The sequence below is a fragment of the Mycobacterium sp. 134 genome, from assembly GCF_048282715.1.
Classification (GTDB): Bacteria; Actinomycetota; Actinomycetes; order Mycobacteriales; family Mycobacteriaceae; genus Mycobacterium; species Mycobacterium septicum.
The window spans coordinates 4903839-4925602 of sequence record NZ_JBLVUN010000008.1; the positions used below are offsets into that span (position 1 = coordinate 4903839).

The window sequence follows — 21764 nt, forward strand, 5'->3', positions numbered from 1 at the left end:
CCCCCTCGAGTAGAACGAGGCTATGAGCACAGTCAGCGCTGCCGTCCTGGATCCGTTGTTGGCAGCGGACCCGGCCGGGCCACGGATCACCTATTACGACGACGCCACCGGTGAGCGGATCGAGCTGTCGACGGTGACCATGGCCAACTGGGCCGCCAAGACCGCCAACCTGTTGCGCGACGAGATGGGGGCCGGCCCGGGCACGCGGGTGGCGGTGCTGCTGCCCGCGCACTGGCAGACCGCGGCGGTGTTGTTCGGGATCTGGTGGATCGGCGCCGAGGTGGTTCTGGACGGGGAGGCTGACACAGCCCTGTGCACCCGGGATCGCCTCGATGAGGCTGACGACGCGGTTTCCGGTGGCGAGGTCGCGGTGCTGTCGCTGGACCCGTTCGGCAAGCCGGCTCCGGACCTGCCCATCGGGGTCACCGACTACGCCACCGCGGTGCGGGTGCACGGCGACCAGATCGTGCCCGAGCGCGTTCCCGGCCCGGCCCTGGCCGGGCAGTCGGTCGCCGAGGTGCTGGAAGCTGCCCGGAATGCCGCGGCGGCAGAGGGTTTCACGGCCGGCGACCGCGTGTTGTCCACCGCGGGCTGGGCCACCCCCGACGAGCTCATCTCGAATCTGGTCGCGGTGTTCGCCGCCGGGGCGTCACTGGTCCAGGTGGCCAATCCCGATGCGGGCGCACAGGAACGGCGTCGCACGACGGAGAAGGTGACGTACGTTCTCGGCGCAGGCTGACAACGCGTCGTCGACGAAAAGATTGTCCTACCTTCGCGGCCCGCGCCCGCCAAGCGAGTGCTGGTAACGTGTGGCAACTGTGGCGCCGCCAGCACTACGGTCGACAGCCTGGAACCGCGTCTACAACTCCGCAAAAGAGCACACCGCCCGGTTGCTGTGCATTGCAGGCATTCCTGCTGTGGCGCGCTGGAGCAACCGTCGACGCCTCGCGATCTTGACGTTCCACGGCATCGAGCAGGAGCCGCTGTCCCCGGCGTGCTGGCACGTGCTCGATGTGGCCTCGCTGCGACTCCAGCTCGAGTACATGCGCCGACACTTCACGGTACTTCCTCTCGACGAAGCCCTCGAACGGATGCGCGACGGCACGCTGCCCGATCGCGCCGCGGTGCTGACATTCGATGATGGGACGCGCAACCTTGCCACGCACGCGGCGCCAGTTCTGCGTGAATTGCATATGCCCGCAGCGGTATTTCTCACCACCGGCCCCATGGGCTCCGACGAGACGCTGTGGCCGGACAGGCTGTGGCTCGCTTTCGCCGGCACCACCGCCGGCGAAGTCGATCTGCCCGACGCGGGACTGCCCGGATACCCGCTGCGCACCGCCGCCGATCGCGGCATTGCCTATGCCCAAGCCGTCGTGCGGCTCAAGGACTTCCCCGACACCGAGCGTGTCGACCGGTTGAACACGCTCGTCACGAGGCTCGGGCAAGCCGAGAACACCGATCCCGGCCCGTTTCGACTGCTCTCCTGGGACGAGGCCCGCGCACTGACGACCGACGGCCTGGTCACTCTCTACCCGCACTCGGTCACCCATCCGATCCTGTCCCGGTGTTCGGACGAGAAGGTGGATCACGAGATCACCGATTCCTGTGCCGCTCTCGAACGGGAAACGGGGAAGGCGCCCACAATCTTCGCCTACCCCAACGGCAGGGCCCAGGACTTCGACGAGCGCGCGAAGGCCGTGCTTCGCCGCAATGGAGTGCGATGGGCGTTGTCGACGTCCTACGGGTTTGCCGATGCGACTTCGGATCCGTTGGCGCTGCCGCGCATTTCGATCGGCGGCAACTTGTCGTGGGCGGGATTCCAGGTGCTGGTCTCGGGACTGCGTCCGTGATCGGAGCGCACCGAATCGTGCTCGTAAGATCAGCTGCTCAGGACGCCAATACTTGCAGGCGGCTGTAGGGGATGCCGGGCAAATTGTCGTAGTCCCAACGCAGTCCGGCCTGTTGGTAGACGCTGCCGATCGACGAAGCAGTGGCGGCGGGGTCCATTTCGAAGCTCACACTCAACGGCGACCCACCGGTGTCGACAACGTAGGCACCATAGACCTGCAGCGCGCGCGCGACCGCGAGCACAGCCGGCGCCAGCCGGAGACTACCGAGATCGACCGTGGGATCCAGACGCACCCGGGCGCCCTCGGGAATGCAGTCCGATCTGGTGGAGGACCCATCGGTTTTGATGGCAGGGGCGCGGAACACACCGGCGCAAGTGTTGTCGATCTGGATGGCCAGCGCGTGCGGAATGGTGCCGGCGGCGATTTCGGCGATCTGGATCACCCCGCCCAGCCGGGATGCGCCCGCGGCGGTGCTGTTACCGCCCCACCCCGAACCGCCGAGGCTGTTGATCGAACCCCAACTGGCGCTCCACTTTCCGGACGCCAATTTAGCCTGCCAGAACTCGTAGGACCGTTGGGTGGTTTCGTCGACGACGACCATCGCACCGTCGGATCCCGGGCTCGGACGGGCTCCGGCCGGGATGGGTATGGCGGCGCCGGCGAACGGACAGGGTCCCCACGTGGTGATCCTGCACGTCACCGAATAGCGTGGTGATGAGGCCGTCGCGGTGTAAATGGGCACGCCGAACTCGACGAGGTTCGCATACATGGCATTGTCGCGGGCGATCCTGGCCACCATCGCAACGCTCTTGGAATCCACCGCCGCATTGACCGGAATCGCCGTCCGGAACGGGCTGCTCACCGCGAACGGCGCTGCCCTTGTCGCACTTCCGGAAGGAGCGGTGGTTGTCGGCGGATTCGCGGTGGTCGTCGGCACCGCAGTGGTGGTGGGATTGCCAGACCCGGTGTCGACAACAGTGATCTTGTCCAGCAACAGGTTTCGATCACAGTACACGTTCAGGGCGAAATCGTTGGCAAACGAGATACCGAGGTTGTGAGTTCCGGCCACGCCTGTTGCCGTCACCGTATAGTCCGTCCACGATGCCGCCTGCACGATCGTCGTACCGATCGTCTTTCCGTCGACCGACACGATCATACTGGGCCCGCCCAGGCACTGGGTCCCCTTGGCCCGTACCACGATTCGCGATGCCGCCGGCAATTCGAGGGTCGTCGCGGCCGTCGAGTTCTGACTCAAGCGCAGGGCCGTACCCCCAGCCGCGGTGGAATCCGCGAGAACGGCACCGGCCGCCGTGGGATTCACCGCCAAGGTATCCGCATCGAGAACGGCACCCGCGGCCGCGGAGGTGGCCGTGATCGACAAGGCGATGGCAAAGGTGGTGACACCAGCGATGATCGGGCGAATTGCGGGCACGAATCCTCCATCTCAGAGAAACGTAGCAGCGGTTCGAGTTCACAGCTTTCACTGCAATCACTTCACCAACAGCTTTTGTAGGCATCGCTTTGGTCACAGATTTCGTCCGATGACGTGCACCGACGCGGTCGGACCACGTCCTCGGGCAGTGGCCGGAACCGCACCTTCGACCACCTCCTACCTGTGGCATAGTTCGCCGTGAAGCTCTCCGGCTCGGACACCGGACGGGCTTGGACATCGTGCGAATGTTGCTGAGATCAACAGTTGAGACGAGAAACGAGGGAACGGCCGTGATGGTGACGTGCACGAACGGTCACGAGAGCCACACGGACCAGAATTTCTGTGGAGTGTGCGGAATCGGGACACGGGCGTCCATGACAGTCTGCCCGCACGGCCACCTCAATCCCGTTCAGCAACCTTTTTGCGGTGACTGCGGTGCCCCGGTCGGCGCGCCCGTCCCCGATCGGCCGGGAGCAACCGCCCGTGGTCGCTGGGCAACCGACCCGTTCGCCCGTCACCAATACCGCTTTTGGGATGGCACCGCATGGTCAGTCCACGTCGCCGACAACACGGCGTTGGGCACCGATCCCCCACCGCGGGCGGGCGGCACGACCACCGAACGGTTGCTCGGTGTTGCCGCCGGCGTTGTCACCGCTGTCCTACTGGCCGGGGCAATCAGCGCGATAGTCACGGGATTCTCGGGAACCTCTGACCCTGCCTCGTCGGTACGAACGACAACCGTGACCGCCGCCCCCACCGAGCCCCCGCAACCGCAATCCGTACCGGGTTCCCCGCCACCGGATGCCGCACCGTGGCCAGTGGCCGTGATCGGCGCAAGTTGCCGGCCGCACAGCAACAACGCCGTGACGAACGACGGTTCCGTCGCGTATTGCGTCACTGTGGCGGGCACCGACGCCTACCTATGGTCGCTGTACCCCAATAGCATTGAAGCCTTCGACGGCGAGAACCCGTCGGTCGCGGTGTGCCAGGAGCAGACCGGCCGGTCCCAACCGGAGTGCGACGAGTACCTCACCCGCCCCAGCGATCCCGGTGACGGGCAGCCCGTCGTTCCGTGACGGTGACGGTGACGGTCAGTCGTCGACGCGACAGCCGTCCGCGCCGATTGCCTCAAGCCCTTGCCGAACCCGGTCCGCCACCAGATCCCAGGAGGCGCACCCGGCCAACTGCCGCGCCCCGGCCTCACCCAGCCGGGCGGCCTTCGCCGGATCGGTCAGCAGGTCAATGACGGCCAGGGCCAGGGCATCTGAATCCTCGGGCTCGACCAGCAGCCCGGACTTCTGGTCGCGGACGACGTCGGGAATGTCACCCACTCGCGTTGCGATCACCGGCCGACCCAGGGTGTGCGCCAGGTGCACCACCCCGGACTGGCTGCTGCGTCGATAGGGCAGCACGACACAGCGAGCCCTCGCGAAGTACCCCCCGACGTCGCACACCGCGACGTAGCCGATGTCCAATTCCACTCCGGCGAGCCGTGCCGCCTGGGTCCGCAGCGCCTTCCCGTCGACGTCTGCGCTGAGCGCCCCGGCGATCACCAGCTGGGCGCCGGGCACCTGAGCGCGAACCTTCGGCCACGCCTCCAGCAGAGTGTCGATCCCCTTGTAGGCCGTTATCGTGCCGAAGCACAGCGCGACCGGTGCGGCGGCTGTCGCACTCACCACCGCATCCCCCGCGAAGATTCCTTCGTCACCGTGCGGGATCACATGTACGGGGCCGACCATCGGCCAGGTGCACGTCAACGCATTCTTCGCGGATTCTCCGAGAACGAATGCCGTGTCGAGATCACCGTAGGCCAGGGCCAGCGAGCGATTGGTGGCGAGGTCGGTCTTGTACAGCCCGTCGCTTCCCGGTTGTTCGACCAATACCCGCGGTTCATGGGCCACGAGTCCCAACACCGTGCGCGGCAACAGTTTTCGAACCGCATGCACACCCCAGCCGTCGGTCGGAAATCTCCACTCCGACCACAGCACGACATCCGGCCGGGTGATCCGCAGATAGCCGATCAGAATCAGCCAGGCGGCGGTGTGCCGCACCGCGCGAATCGCCCGCCGCGGCCGCCGCCACCACTCCGGGGCGCCCGCGCCCGCGGCGGGATGCCAGGTCGGCAACAGGCTGCGGACCCGGCAACCCGGCTCGCGGGATCGCAGCTCCGGTCGAGACCCGGTGATCAGCTCGACGTCGTCGCCGGCCCGGGCCATCGCCTCACCGAGTTGCAGCGAGAACTGGAACAACCCACCGGACGGCGGAAACTCGACGAACACCACGCGTCGTCGGCCAGTCCCGCCACGGCGTGATTCGCCGATCACGTTCGCATACAACGACTGCAGGCCCGTCACCCAGCTGTCCGCGCTGAAGCGCTCCTCATACCGTCGTCGCGCAGCCGCGCGCATCGATGCCATCCGCTCGCCGCCGGCTCTTACCGCACCGGCCATCCCGCTGATCCCCGCGCTCAACGCGGCAGGATCCGCCGGGGGTACCAGAATGCTGTAGTCGTCATGGGCGATGTCGGGGATACCGCCGACCCGGGTCGCCACGATCGGGCGACCCGCGGCCAGCGCCGAGATCAGCGACGTCGGCAGGGCGTCGGCCAACGATGGCTGCACGACGAAGTCGGCGGCCGCGAGAAGATCGTCGATATCGGTGCGGAAGCCGAGCATCCTGACCCGTTGGCGCAGCAGTGGATCCGATTCGACGGCTGCGCCGATTGAGTCCGCCAGCGGACCATCACCCGCCAGTGCGACCACCAGCGACGGCTCGTCGGGAAGCAACCGAATCGCCTCCAGCAGGTCAGCGTGCCCCTTCTCCGGCCGCATCATGCCGACGCACACCACCAACACCGCACCCGTCGGCACACCGAGTTCGGCGCGGACCGTCGACGGGTCGACACTCACCTCGGGTTCCCCCACCCCGTTGGGCAGAAGGACGACGTGATCGCCGGCGCCGGCCTGTCCCCGGTACCACCGAAGTTGCTCGCCGGACAAGGCGATCACCGCACTGGAAAGATGACGTGCCCGCATCGCCAGGCCCAGCCGCAGCCGGTGCGCCCAACCGACAGGCGTATCGATCACGTGCAGAGTCGACACCGACCGGAGCCCCGCCATCCTGGCGGCCACGCCACCGATCAGGTCGGCATGCTTGAGGTGCGTGTGCACGATATCCACGGATTCGTGACGCAGGATTCGCGCGACCGCGAACGTCAGCGTGGGGTCGTACCGCCGCGCCTTCATCTCGTACACGCCTGCTCCGCATGCCCGCAACTTCGGGACTACTCGGCGATCCACTTCAGCCCCGTCGATCGCGTCGGACAAGCCGATGACCACCAGCCGCATCCCCAGTACCTGAGCGGCGGTGGCGAGGTCCACGAGTACCGCCTCCGCGCCGCCGGCACCCAGCGAATGGATCACGTGAGCGACGACCAACTGCACCGGCTGTCGCCGGCTAGCGCGAGCCATCCAGCACCTCCGCGTACAGGTCATGCAGCCGCTGCGCCCACACGGGCAATGAGTACTGCTGCTCGACGCGCACGCGGGCGGCGGCGCCAAAGGCCGTGGCGCGCGCGGGATCCCCGATGGTGCTCAGCAACGCCTCGGTCAGCGCCGGGACGTCACGCAGCGGGACCAGTCGTCCGGTAACCCCGTCAACAACGATTTCCCTGGTTCCCCCCGCGTCGGCCGCAACAACAGGCAGCTCACATGCGCCGGCTTCGATCAGCGCGGTCGGCAGCGCCTCGTCGACCGAGGCCGATACGACGCCGTCGACGCAGCGCAGAATCTCCGGAACATCCTCGCGCCGGCCGAGCAGGCGTACCGAACCGCCGAGTCCGGCGGCGGCCACGGCCGCCTCGATGTCAGACCGCGCCGGACCATCGCCAACGATCAGCAGCGTGGCACCGGGGTGAACGCGCACTACACCTGCCCACGCTCGGACGAGATCGAGGTGATTCTTGTCGGGCCGCAGTGCGGCCACCGTCGCCCACACCGGATTCTGTGGGTTGGGCCCATCGCGTCCAGCACGGTAGCGATCCAGGTCGACCCCGTTCGAAATCACCCGCCACGACGTGCGGGCCGGGCCGTGCACCTGCGCGTACGCGTCGTTGATGTGCTGGGAGACCAAGACAAGGCGGCCCAGCCTGGCCGGGATCCGCACTGACAAGCGCTCTTTGAGCCACGCACCCCGACCGTGCCCGGCTTGCGGACTCACGTGCAACGTCGCGACGACCGGCTTGCCGGCCAGCCGGGCCGCCAGCGGAACGAGAATCGCCGAGTAGTCGAGGTGCGCGTGCACCACGTCCACCGGGGCACGTCGCAGAGTCCGTACGAGGCGCAGGAAGCCGACCGGGTCCAGCAGACGGCGCACCGACAAGTGGGTGGGAGTCAGACCCACCTCGGCCAGTCGGCCGGCCATGGCGTCGTGGCCCCGCCCCGCCGGGGCCAGACTGGAGACCGACAGTTGAAGCGATGCCGGGGCGTGCCGGGCCAGCTCGACGACGAGGTTCTCGGCGCCTCCGAAACTGAACGTGTCCAGGATCATCAGCACTCGGATCGGGGAGGGAGTGTCCGCGTATTGCGGAGATATCGTCAGCAATCTTCCGACAACCCTCCCGCCCGATATCCCGTCGCGCATCACGATACCGTTGCGCAGCGCGCCAACCGCCCGCCGGAAGGACAAACACTGTGGCCCGACAGATTTCGCCGCACCCACCGACAGTCTTCGGCAACCGCGCGCGTGCCGCACTGGCTATCGTCGGCGCGCTGATCGCCGTCGTCACCGGGACAACCGCTACGACGCGAGCCGAGGCACCTGCGTTCGACGCGGGCCCGTTCCGGACACCGATTCCGGCGAATGCGGCGGTGGATCGCAACAGCGATGCGATGGTCGCCAGGATCGCCCGCGACGACGCGATGTATGCGAACCTCGTCGAGTTCGGCGTGCCCGTCTACCCCGCATCTGCGTCATCACCACGCTATTCGGTGACGTGCAGGACCACGGGCTGGGGTCCCTGCCCGTTCGCCGGTACGGACATACCCATCCCGGCCGGGGCCCGTCCGAGCCCGGGGTCCGACGGCGCGATGGTCGTCGTCGACGAAACCACCCGACGGTCCTATGAGTTCTGGCAGGCCGAATCGACTGCCGGAAAGTGGAGCGCCAGTTGGGGTGCGATCAACGACCTCGACGGCTCGGGGTGGGGTGGCAACAGCACCGCCGCGGGCGCGTCCCGGCTGGGCGGGGTGATCCGGCTCGCCGAGATCGCCGCCGGGTCGATCCCGCACGCACTGGCCCTGCAGACCGACAACACCTGCGCCGGGGTGTTCCGCGCCCCTGCCATCAAAACCGACGGAACCGCCGCGAACGAGGACTGCATTCCCGAGGGCGCCCGGGTCCGCCTGGATCCCGCGGTCGATATCGGCAGCCTCAAGCTGGCACCGGCGGTGCATGCGGTCGCGCGCGCGCTGCAGGTCTACGGCGGCTACATCGTCGACAGCGGCGCGGTTCCGCTGAGCGTGAGCTTCGAAATGGACCCGGCCGCAGGCGGTTCGATCGGCAGCGTCTACGAGCAGGCCGGACTGCGTTGGGACTACGACGATCTGCCCGGTATCCCCTACCGCCGTCTCCAAGTCCTGGCCCCCTGAGATCGGTCCGGCGACGCGGCGGCCTCGTCGACTACCGCCAGCAACGCCCGGACGTGATCGGCAAAGGTGAATCGGGCGGCGACATCGCTTGCCGCCGCCGCACCGAGAGCCGTGACTGCTGCGGCGTTGGCCGGGTCGAACACCCAGGAGATCGCAGTCGCATACGATTCGGCCGTCCCGGGCACTACCAATGCGGTCTCGCCGGCACGAACATGGTCGGCGACACCGAGTGTGCCGGTGACGATGGTGGGTTTCCCCAACGCCATCGCATTGAGATAGGTCTGATGGCCGGTAGATCGTCGAAGCCCCGCGGCCAGCGGCACCACCACGGTATGTGCACCGCGCAGCAGCCGAACGAATTCCGCATGCGGCACGGGTGCGGCTGTCACGTTCGGCGGCAGCTCGCAGCCCTGCAGCAGATGCGTCGCAATGACGAACGTGTGCTCGGGCAACAGCCGCGCGGCCCGCAGTAGCGCGGCGTAATCGCGATGCGAGTTGCCGCCGGCGAACACGTAGTCCCCAAGGGGCGGTGCAGGGCCGGCGAGGTCCTGCGCGGTCAGTGTCGCGAAGTAAGGCGTGAACCGCACCTTGCCGGCACCGACACCCCACGTCTGCGGGAACACCTCGATCTCGTCCGTCGACAACGCGGCGTAACGGACAACGGTTCGGTCGGCGCACCGCACCAGGAATCGCTCGATCCGGCCACGCACTCCCCCATCTGGTTGCCACAGATCGCCGTACATGACGACGGCCGGCCTCCGGCGGCGCGGGACGCACAACCCCAGCACCGCGGCCGCCAGGAAGTCGGGCTGGAACCGACCTGTCGACGAGTCGATCAGGACGAGGGGCTCCCCCCGCAACCCCCGCAGCACCCGCACGAACTGACGCAACTCGTCGATGAGCCGGTGGTTCCTGGGGAGCGCGGCGATCAGGCGCGACCGCTGCCGCCAGCGCGGGTCCCCATAGTCGAGGGTGGTGGCGAATGTCGCTGTCATGGAACATTTCCGATGCCTTGGGCCAGATTCGGCAACGGGTTGCGATCCTGGTGGACCGTGGTGCGCGCGCCGCCGGCAGGCCGGCGATCGGCGATCAGCAGCCCGCTCACCACTATCGCCACGATGAACTGGACGGCGAGGAACTGCGCCAGCGATTGCGGGCCGATCGAGGAGAACTCGTGATGGAGGGAGCCGACGGCGAGCAGGGCGACCAGCAGCGGCGGCACCCACCGATTGTCCTTGCACCGATCCGTCCGATCGAGGAGAACAGCGACGGCGTAGACCAGCGGCAACAACGCCAATGCCGCGAGTCGTTGCTCGTTGAACGCGAAGCCGGGGAATCTCGGATCCGTCATCGCCGGTTGGGCGGCGATGGCCACGCACATTGCCAGCGCAGCCCAAGCACCGAATGGCACCCTGCGCCACCCGAGAACGCCACACAGCGTGGCGAATGCCGCCAGGGGCACCATCAGCGGGATCAGCGTGCGGGCGAAATGGGCCGCGAGTTCCACCGCGGTGTCCGGCATTCCGCCGAGAAGGTTGAGCACGGTGTCATGCAGAACCGTGGGCTCGAACTGAATCGAGAAGCGTGCCGACCAGGTCCTGACAGCCACGAAGAGCAACACCGTGACGGCGAGTGCCGCGATTGCCTGCCCCCAAGGCCGGCGCCCGCCGGGGATTGTGCGCCAATGAGATTCGTTCAGCAGCCACCCCGCAGCGACAGGCGCCACCAGAATCGCGGTCTGGCGCCCCAGGACCGCAATGGCGAGGCCGAGGATGACGGCAGCCGTCGAGCGGCTGCGCAGGCCGAGCAGGCAGACCGCGACCCCAAATACGAACACCAGGTCCTGCAACGTCTCGGTCTGCAACAGGTACGGCCGGAAAGCGTACGGGTTGAACACGAACAGTGCTGCCACCAAAGAGAACTCACCGATCGGCAAGCCCCGGAACAACAGATGGACCGCTACCAGCAGGACAGCCAGCAACACGGCGAACACGAGGTTGTAAGCCACGTCCAGATTCAGTCCGGTCGCCACGTGCAGCTGTCCGACGATGTAGTGAATTGCGAACCGTGCGGTGAACGCGGAAGCGATCGGTTTGACCGGCAGGTGGGGCGCGGCCTCGGCGATTCGGCGGTAATCCAGCGCATCATCGACCGGCGCCTGCGCGAACCCGGAATTGGTGGCCAACAACACGATGCCGAGCACCGAGAGCACCCAGACCCCGGGGTCCGTCATCGCCCTGGGCAGCCGACTGCCCAGTGCTCGCTCAGTGGTCAACGGATTCTCCCGTCGCAGCCGCCTGCCGATCGTTACCGAACGCACGCCAGTTCCGGGGTATCCGGGTCGAGCATCTCATCACCAGCAGTGCGACCACCGCCGCCAGCGCACCGGCGATGGCCGCGCCCGCAGTCCAGGCCGTCGGACGGATGTCCCCGCTGCTCTCCACGACTCCGCCGACCGGATTGAGCGTGTACCACGAGTTCGCCCGCAGGTCTGCCAGATTCGTACGGGCCCGGATCAGCGCCGCATCGAGGTCGGCGCGTGCCGCTTGCGGATCGGGGCGCGTGACGCTGACCTTGATGACACCGCGGACCCTGTCGGCGACGGCCGACATCGAGTGGTCGCCGCGAGCGATCATCGCCGCATACGTGGGGAGTACCGCGGCCCTCGTCCGGATATCGAATGCGTAGCCGTAGTAGTCCTTCATCTGAGGGGTCGGCACAATCGTGATCCGCTGGCCGGCGGTCGCGTAGCTGTGGGTCGGTGCGACCGCGAGAACCAGCCCGGCGACGGCGACGCCCACAATGGACGCCCCGGCGGTTGCCCTGATGAGCGACGATCTCGCCTGAACGGCTGGGCCGGCTCGGGCACCTCGGGCCGAGCCGAGCGCACCAGCCACGGCGAGGACTACCGCGAACGTCCGGAAGTACGCGAGGTGCAGGAACACACTGGCCACCGACCAGCCGACGATCGACGCCAGAACCGCGGCCGCCAGAGCCTGATCCGTGCGCCGAGACGGTGCTGCCACGCCCACCGCCCTGATGCCGACGCAGGCGGCGAAGCCCACCACCAGAACGATCCAGCCGATCAGACCGACGATGCCGGTCTCCGCGGCAGCCTGTGCGTACAGGTTGTGCGCCGCATCGGTGGGTTCGAGCACCGCGGTGTCGACAATGCCCGCGTAATTTCGCGTCTCCAGCGGGTACAGCCCGGGTCCGAACCCGAAAACCGGCCTGTCCCAGAACATTGCCCACGCCACTTCCTGCGCCGCGATCCGGCCGAGCACCGACGGGTCTACGACGTAGTTCGATCCGGCCCCCAACACATCGCCGGCCAACGCGACCAACCGGTTCCCGATGCCGGGGAGGAACGCGATGAGCGCCAAGAACGGCACGGCCATCAGCCCGCGCCGCCGGACCGTGGGACCGCTGGCCAGCACCCACACGAGAAGCGCGACGCCGGCCGCGATCATGGACCCGCGCGACTGTGTCAGATACACCCCCGCGAGCAGCGCGAGCAGCGCCGCCGACCATCCGGTCAACGGGCGCCATGCTCCGGCCCGGCCCGCCCGGATGCACAGCGCCGCAGCCATAGGCAGCCCCAGCACCAAGTGGCGGCCCCAGAAGTTCGAGTCCGGTAAGGGACCGCCGAACCGCTGGGTGGTGACCAACTCCCCGCCCGCCGCGGTCACTGTGGCGAACCCGCCGAACGACACCGAGCCCTGGAACCAGATCTGACTGATCACAGTCAGCACCGAAATCACCGCCAGCGGAACGACAACCGCGGCCGCGACCGGCCACCAGCTCTCGGTCATCTGTACCAGCAGCAGCACCACCATCAGAAAGACGCAGTCGATCAGGCTGGATTTCAGGACGGCGATCGACGCGGCGCCGTCCTGGCTGCCGAGGGCGGACAGCACCTCGGTGACGAGGTAGACGGCGACCAGGCCGGCGCATACCGCCGTGCCCTTGTTGAGCCGGTTCCGCATCTCCTGATCGCACAACGCGAGCGCCACCGTCACCATGCCCAGCCCCAGTGAGGCATGGAACACCGGGAGGTCGACCTGCTCGGCGACCACCCCGGCGAGGTTGGTCATCTCTATGGCCACCATGGCGCTCACCATCACCGCGGGCCGCTGGATCGCATACCAGGCCGCTGCGGCCGCGAGCGGCACACCGACGACAATGGCTGTCGCCCTCACCCCGAAAACGGCCGCACCCGCCGCGACCACTCCGACGACGATCAAGGCGCCCGGGACGTACCGGAACGCGGCCGGAGCCGGCGACCCGGTGATCATCTGCCCGGAGTTTCGACCACCGAAGTTTCTGTCTCGTCGTCCATCTCGTCGCTACCGTCGGCCGTACCCGAGCCGACCGCTGCGCCTCCGTCGACCACTGCGTGTCGTCGATCCGCCATCCACACCGGCCGGCGCGGCGCCCACCGGCTCACCAGTAGGCCGGCGCCACCGCCGACCAGCAGTCCCGCTATCCCCAACGCACCGAACATCTGCGTTCGGGCGGGCGCTGCGGACTTGGCACTGCCATCCGGGGCCGACACCACCTCGAGCCGGAACGGACCTGTCGCGCTGGCCGCTGGGACAAGGGAATCGGCCAACACCTTGTTCATCGCGGTCTCTGCGACAGCCGCGGAGTTGGCCGACATCCGCACCGTGATCAAGGTGGTGTCCGGGATCGCTCCCGCCTCGAGTTGGAGCTCGGATTCCGGCACACCGGCCGCTGCGCTTCCGCTGATCAGCCACTTTGGATCGGCCAGCACGATCGCCGCCGAGCGGGTCGCCTGTCCCCGACTGAGCACCTCCCAGAATCCAGGAGCCTGGGTCACGGGCACTTGCTGGGAGGGCAGCATGGCGAGGGTCGCCTCGGCCGTATATCGCGACGGTTCCCGGCCGGTCAGCACCACCGCTGCCAGCACACCGGCCAGCAGGCCGATCATCGCCAGCAGGGTCGCAACCACCCACATACGTGCCAGTCGCGTTCTGTCCACAGCGGTTCATCCTCGACATCGGAGCTGCCACACGGCATCTGGACGAGGTGCCCGGCCCAGAATCAGGTCATCTGCACTCCGATCCGGTGTGCAGGTGCACTCTAGTGCATAGCCGACCTCACTACTATGCTGTGTCACTGTATTGGCGCTATCAGCAGGCACCGGTCGTCGATCACGACGCCGCCGACGAACGGAACCCCGATGCCGAAGTCGGCCGCGATTGTCAGCGCCGTCGATCCGTACCCCACCAATGCCGGAAAAAAGGTGGTTCTCGCCGGATTCAACGACTACTTCGCCGACCGGTTGGGCGCCACCAACGTTCACTACCTGATGGTCGGTGGAAAGGCCGGCTCCACCTTTCCCGTCCAGCTGCACCCGCTGCCGCGGCCGCACCCGGTGTCCGCCGTCGGTGGCGTCCTGACCAGAACTGCCACCGGGAGAGCCAGCATTCAGGAGTCCCTCCTGGGCAGCCGGACAGTCCGCACGACGATACGGCGAACGCTGGCACATCTCGACCCGGACCTCGAGGTGTACGACACCATCCGGATGGCGCAGCATGCGCCCACCGATCGCCGAGGCGCCCAGGTCTGCTACCTCGACGACCTGTTTTCCGAGCGGTACCGATCGATGCTTGGAGCCGCCGATCGATACCCGGGTGTCGACATCGATCCGCTGGGCAACTTTGCGACGCATGTGCCGCGGCCGCTGCGGCCGCTCGCCGCAGGCAGATCTGGACAGCGGCTGTTGCTCACGATCGAGCGAAACCTGGTGCGCCGCAGCGAGCATCGCGATGCCACCCGTTTCAGCACATCTCTGCTGCTGAACGAGGCCGAAGCCCAGCTTCTCCGAAACCGCCTCGACACAAATCCTGGCAGGGTGTCGTCGATCCCGCCGCTCATCGTCGCACCGTCGGTGTCCCGGGCGTATTGCGGCCGCCCGGAGTTTGTCTTCCTCGGCCTCCTCTCCCTGCCTCACAACGACGACGGACTGCGCTCGTTCCTGTCCGATGTGTGGCCGCGGGTGCGTTCCGCCCGCCCGGACGCCACGCTGCGCGTGATCGGCAGAGACCCGCGCCCCGGTCTGATCGACGCAGTCGCCCGCCACGGCGACAGCGTGATCCTGGAGGGCTTCATACCGGACCTCGACGCGGTGTTGAGCCGCGCAGCGGCACTGGTCAATCCGCTGAGATTCGGATCAGGCATCAAGTTGAAGATCATCGAGGCGTTGGGCCGCGGTCTTCCGATCATCTCGACCACAGTCGGCGCCGACGGTGTCGCCACCGGCGAGGACGCGGGCATCCTGGTCGCCGACGATCAGCTGGAGATGGCCGAACAACTGCTCGAACTCACCAATGCGCGACGCAACGTCGCGCTGTCGGTGGCGGCCCACGAGCATTTCGTCAGGAGCTACTCGCGCGCCGCCGTATTCGACTGTTATGACAAGGCATTCGGATTGAGGTGAAGATCCGGCCACGCTACGTCAATACGCGCCTTCACGTTTGATGACCGCCCGCATCGTTCGCCAGATGATGATCAGATCCTGCACACTCGACCAATTGTCGACGTAGGAATGGTCGAGCCTGATCCGCTCCTCGTCCGACACGTCCGACCGTCCGGAGACCTGCCAAAGACCAGTCATGCCGGGTTTCACCAGTGCCCGGCGTTGTACGAAGTGCTCGACCGACTCGCCTTCACCGGGCACCAGCGGTCGTGGCCCCACAATGCTCATAGATCCCGCGAACACGTTGAACAGTTGGGGCAACTCGTCGATGCTGACCGCCCGTAGGAAGCGGCCGACCCGAGTCACCCGGGAATCGGACCGGGACTTGAAGAACACCCCGCCCTGCGCCGGCACCGCGGTCTGCCCGTCGCCGCTGACAGCATCCGCTCCAACCACCATCGTCCGGAACTTGCAGATACGAAACGTCTTGCCGTGCCTGCCAACCCGCAGCTGACGGAAGAGGATCGGGCCACCTGAATCCACCTTGATGGCAATGGCCGCGCCGATCATGACGGGCAGCAACAGCGGTAGCACCAGCAGCGCAAAGGCAAGATCGAATGCCCGCTTCCCGGCGGACGACGGACCGTCGCGCCGAGGTCGGGCGATGTGAAACAACGGCAGGTTGTCGATCGGCCGCAGTTTGAGTCGTGGACCGGCGATGTCGGTCATGCCCGGGACGACGATCATGTCGACCCCGAGCGAATCCAACCGCCAGGCAAGCTTGCGCATCTTGTCCTGACCGAGGCGTTCGACAGCGGTGACGGCCAGGGCGTCAGCACCGGTCAGTTGAAGTGCGACCTCCACTGAGTTCTCGTCACCGAGCACGGGTAGTGCACCGGCCGGCGTGGCGAGAAACTGCCCGGCCTCACCGGTGAAACCCGGGATGCAGACACCGACTATCTTGTAGCCGGCCGGTGTCGACCGGCACAGTGACTCGCACAGCACCGCGACAGAATCGGGCCTACCCAGGGCGACGACACGAGTCATGAACTGCCCGTGCGCCCTTCGCCGTCCCAGATCTCGGCGAAGCAGGTGCCGACCAACTATCAGGCCGATCAACCCCACCGGCAACGCGATCATCAGGTACCCGCGCGACACCTGTGTTTGAAGGATCAGACTGCCGACCGCGACGAAACCGAAAACCCAGGCGGTGGCCGACACAACGCGCCGGTACTCCTCGCTGCCAACCCCGGCCAGTGAGACATCCCGCGATTCCTGCCAGCCGAGGGCGGCGAACCATACGACGGCAAGGAGCACAGAAAGCACCAGGGCCCTTGCCGAGTCGGTGCCGGCCTGGGGTCCGTCGGCCGCGAGCAGCCGGAATCGACCGTATTGAGCCAGTGCAATCGCTCCGACGATGACAACCGCATCGAGGACGACCAGCCTCGACCGATAGCGCCGCTTCCACTGCCGCCCTTCGGCGTCACCCACCTCCGCCCCGGACAGCAGGCGATCCACGGCATCGACCTCAGGGAGGGTCTGCTCCGAGCAATGGGAACTTTGCTCACCAGCAAAGCCGTCGCAGTCAACCCCGATGGCACCAACACCTGCCGTTGCCCCCATTTCGGGAGATTCAGACGGCGAGCCTGCTGCCATAGACGTTGGCGCGCTTTCTATTTGCTGTTATGGAACCAGGCAATTTATACACCAGGTTTTTCGGCTCCATCAGCCCTCAATCCGCACCGTGACCAAGATCACTTCATTGATCGACCGGCTTGCTGAAATTGAAGGCACGCGCATCTTTCGCTACGGCTCGGGTGGGCGGGATCATCAGCCGTTGCCGACGCGCATCGCACGGTATCTTTGCCCTGATGCTTGGCCGATTGCTCACCGTCGATGACGTCACCCCTCGATTCGTCGACGCGTGGCGCGACCTGGCAGCGCGATCCGCCGAGCCGAATCCGTGCCATGAGGCCGGGCCGTTCCTCGCCGCCACACGTCACCTCACGCGGCCGCCCTCGTTGACAATCGCCGCGGTCGGCACCGAGCAACGTCTCATGGCATGCCTACCGGTGTGGCGGGGTCGATACTGGAATCGGTTGCCAGTCCGCGCTATCCAAACCTGGCAGCACCGGTACAGCTACCTCGGCGCGCCGTTGCTCGACCGCACGGATCCCGTCGCCGCGGCCGGCGACTTGCTCGGCGCGCTGTCGCGATCGCACCCCGGCCGCGTGCTCGTGCTGCGCGATTGCGTTGTCGGCGGTCCGGTGCACGCGGCGCTCACCGCGGCCGCCGACGCGCACGGTACCCGCGTGCATGTCGACCGGGCATTCGAGCGAGCCATCGCCAGGGCGGCCGACCCGGAGCCGATTGCGTTGCGCGGCAAGCACCTCAAGGATCTGCGCCGCACGCGACGGAAACTCGAGACGGAGCTGGGTAGCCCCCTTGCGCTTGTCCACCGCCGGCCCGACCCGACCACGGTGACGACGTTCCTCAAGCTGGAGGCCTCGGGTTGGAAGGGCGCCCGCGGAGACGCGCTGGCATGCGGCGACGAGGGATTCTTCCGCGAAATGTGCGACGGCCCGGCCGTCGAGGACCGCATCGGATTCATCTCACTGGAATCGGGCGAGCGCACAGTCGCGATGTTGTGCACAATGCGAACCGGCGACCACTGGTACTGGTTCAAGATCGCATTCGACGAGCGTTTCGGCGCAAGCTCACCCGGTCGCCAACTGATGCTCGCCGTCACCGCGGGGCTTCGTGATGCCCCCGCGGCGACGGTGCTCGACTCGTGCGCCGACCCGAGAAACGAGACGATCAACCAGCTGTGGACAGCACGGCGCGGTTTCGCGACGCTGCTCGTCGCATTACCCGGGCCGCTCAGAGCACCAACGGATTTCCTCGCACGCGCGTCGTCGCAGCGACATCAGCGGAAGGAGGATTGACCATGGCGATCCTGGAGGTCGATCCCGACCAATGGCGCGGGCACGCCGACCGTGCCCCGTTCCTGATCCGCCACAACCTGCTCGATCACGACCAGATGACCACCGAGTCGCTGGCCCGACTGACTGAGCAACTGCCTGCCCATTCCGTCGAACACAACTATGGCGCGCTGCCCACGCTGCACCACGGTGCCCCGACATTGCGGGCCGAATCCGCCCCGGCCGACATTCTGCGGTCACCGGACTTCCAGGGCACCTGGATGGCGATCAAGAACGTCGAACAGGATCCGCGGTACCGGGAGTTACTCCTGGACTGTCTATCCGGGGTGCCAGATACCGGCGACGCCCACCTGGCACCACACAATCAGCAGGGGTTCGTCTTCGTGTCGGCGAGGCATTCGGTGACGCCCTCACATTACGACTCCGAAGAGAACTTCCTGCTGCAGCTGCACGGCTCGAAGGAGATCACGATCGGGTGCTGGCCCGACGGCGATACCCGACAACGAGAATTGGAGGCACGCCAGTTCGGCGTTGACCGCTATCTGCCCTTCCTGCCCGTTGGCCAGACGACATTCCATCTTCGCCCCGGTGACGGGGTCTACGTCCCCCCGAACAGCCCGCACTTCGTCGAAGTGTCCGACGAGCCGTCGATCTCATTCTCGGTAACGTTCCGTACCGATCGCAGCGACATCCACGACGATGTGGTCTACCTCAATGCCCGGCTGCGCAAGCTGGGCCTGCGCCCCCGGCCACCCGGTGCCGCGGAGCGCGTCGACCGCGCCAAATCGCTGGCCGCACGGATACATGTTCGCGCAATGCAGTGGCGGACATGAGAACACCCGTACCCAGCTTGTCGGTGGATCGCATGCGGCTGAATGACAGTGCGCTGGCGTCAGCCTGGACCGCATTGCAGGACCGGGGTGCCGTCAGCACACCGTTTCTGTCCCATCAGTGGTATGGCGCGATGGCCGAGTTCCCGTCCCTGATCGCCTCGGCCGAAGCGCTCGTATGCCGACGCGGGGACGCCATCATCGGGCTGCTGCCGGTCGAAACCACCGTGCAGGACGGCCTCAGGACGCTCGGTGTCGCCGGGTGGCACTGGTTCACCCCCGACCACCTGGACATCGTGGCCGCACCCGAGGACAGGCATGAGGTGGCACAGCACATCGCCACGCACGTGGCCGGCAGGTGCGATTGGGATGCGCTCGACTTCGATGCGCTGGCCGAAGGCAGCCCGCTGTCCCCCGCGCTGCGTACCGCGCTGCGTCTGCCGCGTTTCGTCGTACGCCCCGACGAAGCAGTCCCGATCAGATCGCGGAAAGTCGCTGTCGGCGAAGGACTTCCCTTCGGAAAATGGTCCCGGAAGCGGTTGCGGCGGACCCTACGGCTCATCGAACAGCAAGGCGGCACCTTGGAGTGGGTCTCCGACCCCGACCAGGTGCCGGGGCTGCTCGATGCCCTGATGTCACTGCATCGGTCACGGTTCGGCGACCGGTCCACGGTGTTCGCCACCCCGGACCGGCGCGGCTTCCACCGGATCGCCGCGCGCGCGATGAGTGGGGCGGGCGCGGCCCGAATCGCCCGCCTGAAGGTTGGTGACGTCGACGCGGCCCTGATGTACGTGCTGTCCTGGCGCTCAACCGCCTACCTCTACTCCAGTGGTCTGCAGCCCGAGATTCTGCAATCGGCCGGGTCGGTGCTGCGCGACTGGGTGCTCACCGAGGCTGCGTCCGAAGGGTTTTACACGGTCGACTTCCTGCGCGGCGATCAGGGCTGGAAGGACCACCTCGCGGACACGGTGAGTCAAGACACGCGAGTCCGTGCGGTGCGCCCGACGCTGCGGGTGCTCGCCACCGGCATCGAGCGCACCCTGGTGCGCCGCCACCGTCGGCGGGTCTGCCGACCGTGACGGCCGCATCCGCAAATCGCCCGGACCCATCCGGGCACGACTCGCCCGCCGTCGACCGGCAGGACGATGCCGCGGCAAAAGACCTCGGCCGCACAGCCATCAAGAGCGTGGTGTGGTCCGGGCTGGGTTTCGGATTCACCCGGATCGTGGTCTTCATAACCACACTGTTGCTGGCCAAGCTGCTGGTCCCCGAAGACTTCGGTGTGGTGGCCGCCGGTCTCAGCGTGATCGCCTACCTCGAGATCATCCTTGACCTCGGGATCGGCGCGGCCATCATCTACGAGCAGGAGAAGGGGGTTTCGTCGTCACGGCTGAATACGGCGTTCACCCTGAATCTCGGCATCTGCATCATCCTGACGACCGCAGGGTGGCTGGCCGCACCGTGGCTGTGCGCGTTCTTCCACACGCCCCAGCAGGAGTGGGTTTACCGGGCGCTGTTCCTGTTCCTGCTCTTACGCGGAATATCCCAGATCCACGACGCCATGCTCAAACGGGATCTGCGTTATCGTCGCCGGGCAGCGGTCGACATCAGTCGTGGCATCGCCCGGGCCGTGGTCTCGATCCCTCTGGCCCTCACCGGCTTTGGCGCCTGGGCGATCGTCGCCGGAGTTCTGGCCAGCGAATTCAGCGGCTCGGCGCTGAACTGGATCCTCGTCCCGTTCCGACCTCGCCTACAGCTCGACCGCAGCGCCGTCTCGACCCTGCTCCAGTTCGGCCTCGCGGTCACCACGCTCAAAGTCTTCGCCGAAATCGGCCTGAACGCGGACTATCTCGTGGTCGGCAATCAACTCGGCCCCACCCAGCTGGGGTACTACAACTTGTCCTACCGCATTCCGGAGATGATCCTCGGCGGTGCGTACTGGGTGCTCTCGAGCGTCGCCTTCGCGGTCTACTCGAAGGCGCGCAGCGACATCAGCACCGACCTGGGCGCCACAATGCTGCGAGTGCTGCGGCTGTCGAGCCTGTTCGGCTTCACTGTGGGCACGCTGCTGGCACTGTGCTCCCGCGACGTCGTCATCGCGCTACTCGGATCCCAATGGCTGCCGATCGCCGCGCCGTTGGCGATTCTGAGCCTGACGATGGGGCTCGAATCGATCGGCTACGCGTCCGGTGACATCTTTCCGGCGGTCGGTCGGCCCGGACTCCTGCTGGCCGTCAACATCCCGCTCACTTTTCTTCTGGTCGGTGGGTTCATCGTCGCCTGCTCGCACGGTATCGCCGCAGTGGCTGCCGTGCACCTCACCTTCACCGTGCTCTACAGCGCGTTCCGCCTCGTGATCGGATGCCGGCTGACCAAAACATCGGTCTCCGAGGGCTTGTCCGCGATGCGACCGGCAGCGTGCGCAACAGCGGGCATCGTCGTGTTGGCGCTGCCCGTGCGACTGTTGATGGACAGTGGAGTTATTTCCCTGGTTGCCATCGTCACGGCCGGCCTCGTCGGTGCCGTCGTCGGATTGCTGGTTGGTGGGCGCGACGCAATCGGCGAGATCGTGGTGGTGGCCCGCCACGCCCTGGCCAGGACGTGACCGGCACCCCCG

17 protein-coding genes are annotated in these 21764 nt (G+C 66.9%); 9 read left to right on the top strand and 8 right to left on the bottom strand.

Features of this window, described 5'->3' with window-relative positions:
- The first annotated feature begins 22 nt into the window (after positions 1-22).
- Positions 23-739 (top strand): TIGR03089 family protein, encoded by a 717-nt coding sequence (locus tag ACNQVK_RS28130; RefSeq protein WP_418032148.1) that lies wholly within the window; start codon positions 23-25, stop codon positions 737-739.
- Positions 740-818: 79 nt separating this feature from the next.
- Entirely contained in the window at positions 819-1853 is a 1035-nt protein-coding gene (locus ACNQVK_RS28135) for a polysaccharide deacetylase family protein (RefSeq protein ID WP_418032149.1), read from the top strand.
- A gap of 37 nt (positions 1854-1890) precedes the next feature.
- On the opposite strand, the gene ACNQVK_RS28140 is transcribed toward ACNQVK_RS28135, so the two are convergent.
- Entirely contained in the window at positions 1891-3285 is a 1395-nt protein-coding gene (locus ACNQVK_RS28140; protein WP_418032150.1) for a carbohydrate-binding domain-containing protein, read from the bottom strand.
- Between the two features lie 374 nt (positions 3286-3659).
- Between ACNQVK_RS28140 and ACNQVK_RS28145 the strand changes: the two genes are divergently transcribed.
- Entirely contained in the window at positions 3660-4361 is a 702-nt protein-coding gene (locus ACNQVK_RS28145; RefSeq protein ID WP_418032151.1) for a hypothetical protein, read from the top strand.
- 15 nt (positions 4362-4376) lie between these two features.
- Here the strand turns inward: ACNQVK_RS28145 and ACNQVK_RS28150 are convergent, their stop codons facing one another.
- Complete coding sequence (locus ACNQVK_RS28150; protein WP_418032152.1) at positions 4377-6755, bottom strand: glycosyltransferase; 2379 nt, start codon at positions 6753-6755, stop codon at positions 4377-4379.
- Positions 6742-7833, bottom strand: coding sequence for a glycosyltransferase (locus ACNQVK_RS28155; protein ID WP_418032153.1), 1092 nt, complete (start codon positions 7831-7833; stop codon positions 6742-6744). Before ACNQVK_RS28155 ends, ACNQVK_RS28150 begins: the two co-directional genes overlap by 14 nt.
- A gap of 143 nt (positions 7834-7976) precedes the next feature.
- Here ACNQVK_RS28155 and ACNQVK_RS28160 point away from each other — a divergent pair, with 143 nt between their 5' ends.
- A complete protein-coding gene (locus ACNQVK_RS28160) occupies positions 7977-8933 on the top strand; it encodes a hypothetical protein (protein ID WP_418032154.1) in 957 nt (318 codons plus the stop codon).
- On the opposite strand, the gene ACNQVK_RS28165 is transcribed toward ACNQVK_RS28160, so the two are convergent.
- From ACNQVK_RS28165 to ACNQVK_RS28180, 4 genes are read right to left on the bottom strand one after another with little or no spacing between them, the layout of a single operon-like run.
- The gene (locus tag ACNQVK_RS28165; RefSeq protein WP_418032155.1) at positions 8903-9928 is read right to left on the bottom strand and encodes a glycosyltransferase; all 1026 of its coding nucleotides are present in this window, start codon (positions 9926-9928) and stop codon (positions 8903-8905) included. The genes ACNQVK_RS28160 and ACNQVK_RS28165 overlap by 31 nt on opposite strands.
- The gene (locus tag ACNQVK_RS28170; RefSeq protein ID WP_418032156.1) at positions 9925-11208 is read right to left on the bottom strand and encodes a hypothetical protein; all 1284 of its coding nucleotides are present in this window, start codon (positions 11206-11208) and stop codon (positions 9925-9927) included. Before ACNQVK_RS28170 ends, ACNQVK_RS28165 begins: the two co-directional genes overlap by 4 nt.
- Positions 11198-13228, bottom strand: coding sequence for an O-antigen ligase family protein (locus ACNQVK_RS28175; protein ID WP_418032157.1), 2031 nt, complete (start codon positions 13226-13228; stop codon positions 11198-11200). The genes ACNQVK_RS28170 and ACNQVK_RS28175 overlap by 11 nt, the downstream gene beginning before the upstream one ends.
- On the bottom strand, positions 13225-13935 hold the full coding sequence (locus tag ACNQVK_RS28180; protein WP_418032158.1) for a hypothetical protein: 711 nt from the start codon (positions 13933-13935) through the stop codon (positions 13225-13227). Before ACNQVK_RS28180 ends, ACNQVK_RS28175 begins: the two co-directional genes overlap by 4 nt.
- 201 nt (positions 13936-14136) lie before the next feature.
- Between ACNQVK_RS28180 and ACNQVK_RS28185 the strand changes: the two genes are divergently transcribed.
- Positions 14137-15396: a glycosyltransferase gene (locus tag ACNQVK_RS28185; protein WP_418032159.1), complete on the top strand. Its 1260-nt coding sequence runs from the start codon at positions 14137-14139 to the stop codon at positions 15394-15396.
- Positions 15397-15414: 18 nt separating this feature from the next.
- Here the strand turns inward: ACNQVK_RS28185 and ACNQVK_RS28190 are convergent, their stop codons facing one another.
- Complete coding sequence (locus tag ACNQVK_RS28190; protein WP_418032160.1) at positions 15415-16893, bottom strand: sugar transferase; 1479 nt, start codon at positions 16891-16893, stop codon at positions 15415-15417.
- A gap of 353 nt (positions 16894-17246) precedes the next feature.
- Between ACNQVK_RS28190 and ACNQVK_RS28195 the strand changes: the two genes are divergently transcribed.
- Genes ACNQVK_RS28195 through ACNQVK_RS28210 form a run of 4 tightly spaced genes read left to right on the top strand, consistent with a single transcriptional unit; the run spans position 17247 to position 21752 of the window.
- Positions 17247-18320, top strand: a complete 1074-nt coding sequence (locus ACNQVK_RS28195; RefSeq protein ID WP_418032161.1) for a GNAT family N-acetyltransferase — start codon at positions 17247-17249, stop codon at positions 18318-18320.
- Positions 18321-18322: 2 nt separating this feature from the next.
- On the top strand, positions 18323-19150 hold the full coding sequence (locus ACNQVK_RS28200) for a JmjC domain-containing protein (RefSeq protein ID WP_418032162.1): 828 nt from the start codon (positions 18323-18325) through the stop codon (positions 19148-19150).
- The gene (locus ACNQVK_RS28205; RefSeq protein WP_418032163.1) at positions 19147-20226 is read left to right on the top strand and encodes a GNAT family N-acetyltransferase; all 1080 of its coding nucleotides are present in this window, start codon (positions 19147-19149) and stop codon (positions 20224-20226) included. The genes ACNQVK_RS28200 and ACNQVK_RS28205 overlap by 4 nt, the downstream gene beginning before the upstream one ends.
- Positions 20223-21752 carry a lipopolysaccharide biosynthesis protein gene (locus ACNQVK_RS28210; protein ID WP_418032164.1) on the top strand — a complete coding sequence of 510 codons (1530 nt, stop codon included), beginning with the start codon at positions 20223-20225 and terminating at the stop codon, positions 21750-21752. Before ACNQVK_RS28205 ends, ACNQVK_RS28210 begins: the two co-directional genes overlap by 4 nt.
- The last annotated feature ends 12 nt before the right edge of the window (positions 21753-21764 follow it).

Excerpts from the sequence above, each read along its gene's own strand:
- ACNQVK_RS28130 (WP_418032148.1), top strand. The coding sequence starts at position 23 with ATGAGCACAGTCAGCGCTGCCGTCCTGGATCCGTTGTTGGCAGCGGAC.
- ACNQVK_RS28145 (WP_418032151.1), top strand. The coding sequence starts at position 3,660 with ATGACAGTCTGCCCGCACGGCCACCTCAATCCCGTTCAGCAACCTTTT.
- ACNQVK_RS28150 (WP_418032152.1), bottom strand. The coding sequence starts at position 6,755 with ATGGCTCGCGCTAGCCGGCGACAGCCGGTGCAGTTGGTCGTCGCTCAC.
- ACNQVK_RS28155 (WP_418032153.1), bottom strand. The coding sequence starts at position 7,833 with ATGATCCTGGACACGTTCAGTTTCGGAGGCGCCGAGAACCTCGTCGTC.
- ACNQVK_RS28165 (WP_418032155.1), bottom strand. The coding sequence starts at position 9,928 with ATGACAGCGACATTCGCCACCACCCTCGACTATGGGGACCCGCGCTGG.
- ACNQVK_RS28175 (WP_418032157.1), bottom strand. The coding sequence starts at position 13,228 with ATGATCACCGGGTCGCCGGCTCCGGCCGCGTTCCGGTACGTCCCGGGC.
- ACNQVK_RS28185 (WP_418032159.1), top strand. The coding sequence starts at position 14,137 with ATGCCGAAGTCGGCCGCGATTGTCAGCGCCGTCGATCCGTACCCCACC.
- ACNQVK_RS28195 (WP_418032161.1), top strand. The coding sequence starts at position 17,247 with ATGCTTGGCCGATTGCTCACCGTCGATGACGTCACCCCTCGATTCGTC.
- ACNQVK_RS28200 (WP_418032162.1), top strand. The coding sequence starts at position 18,323 with ATGGCGATCCTGGAGGTCGATCCCGACCAATGGCGCGGGCACGCCGAC.
- ACNQVK_RS28205 (WP_418032163.1), top strand. The coding sequence starts at position 19,147 with ATGAGAACACCCGTACCCAGCTTGTCGGTGGATCGCATGCGGCTGAAT.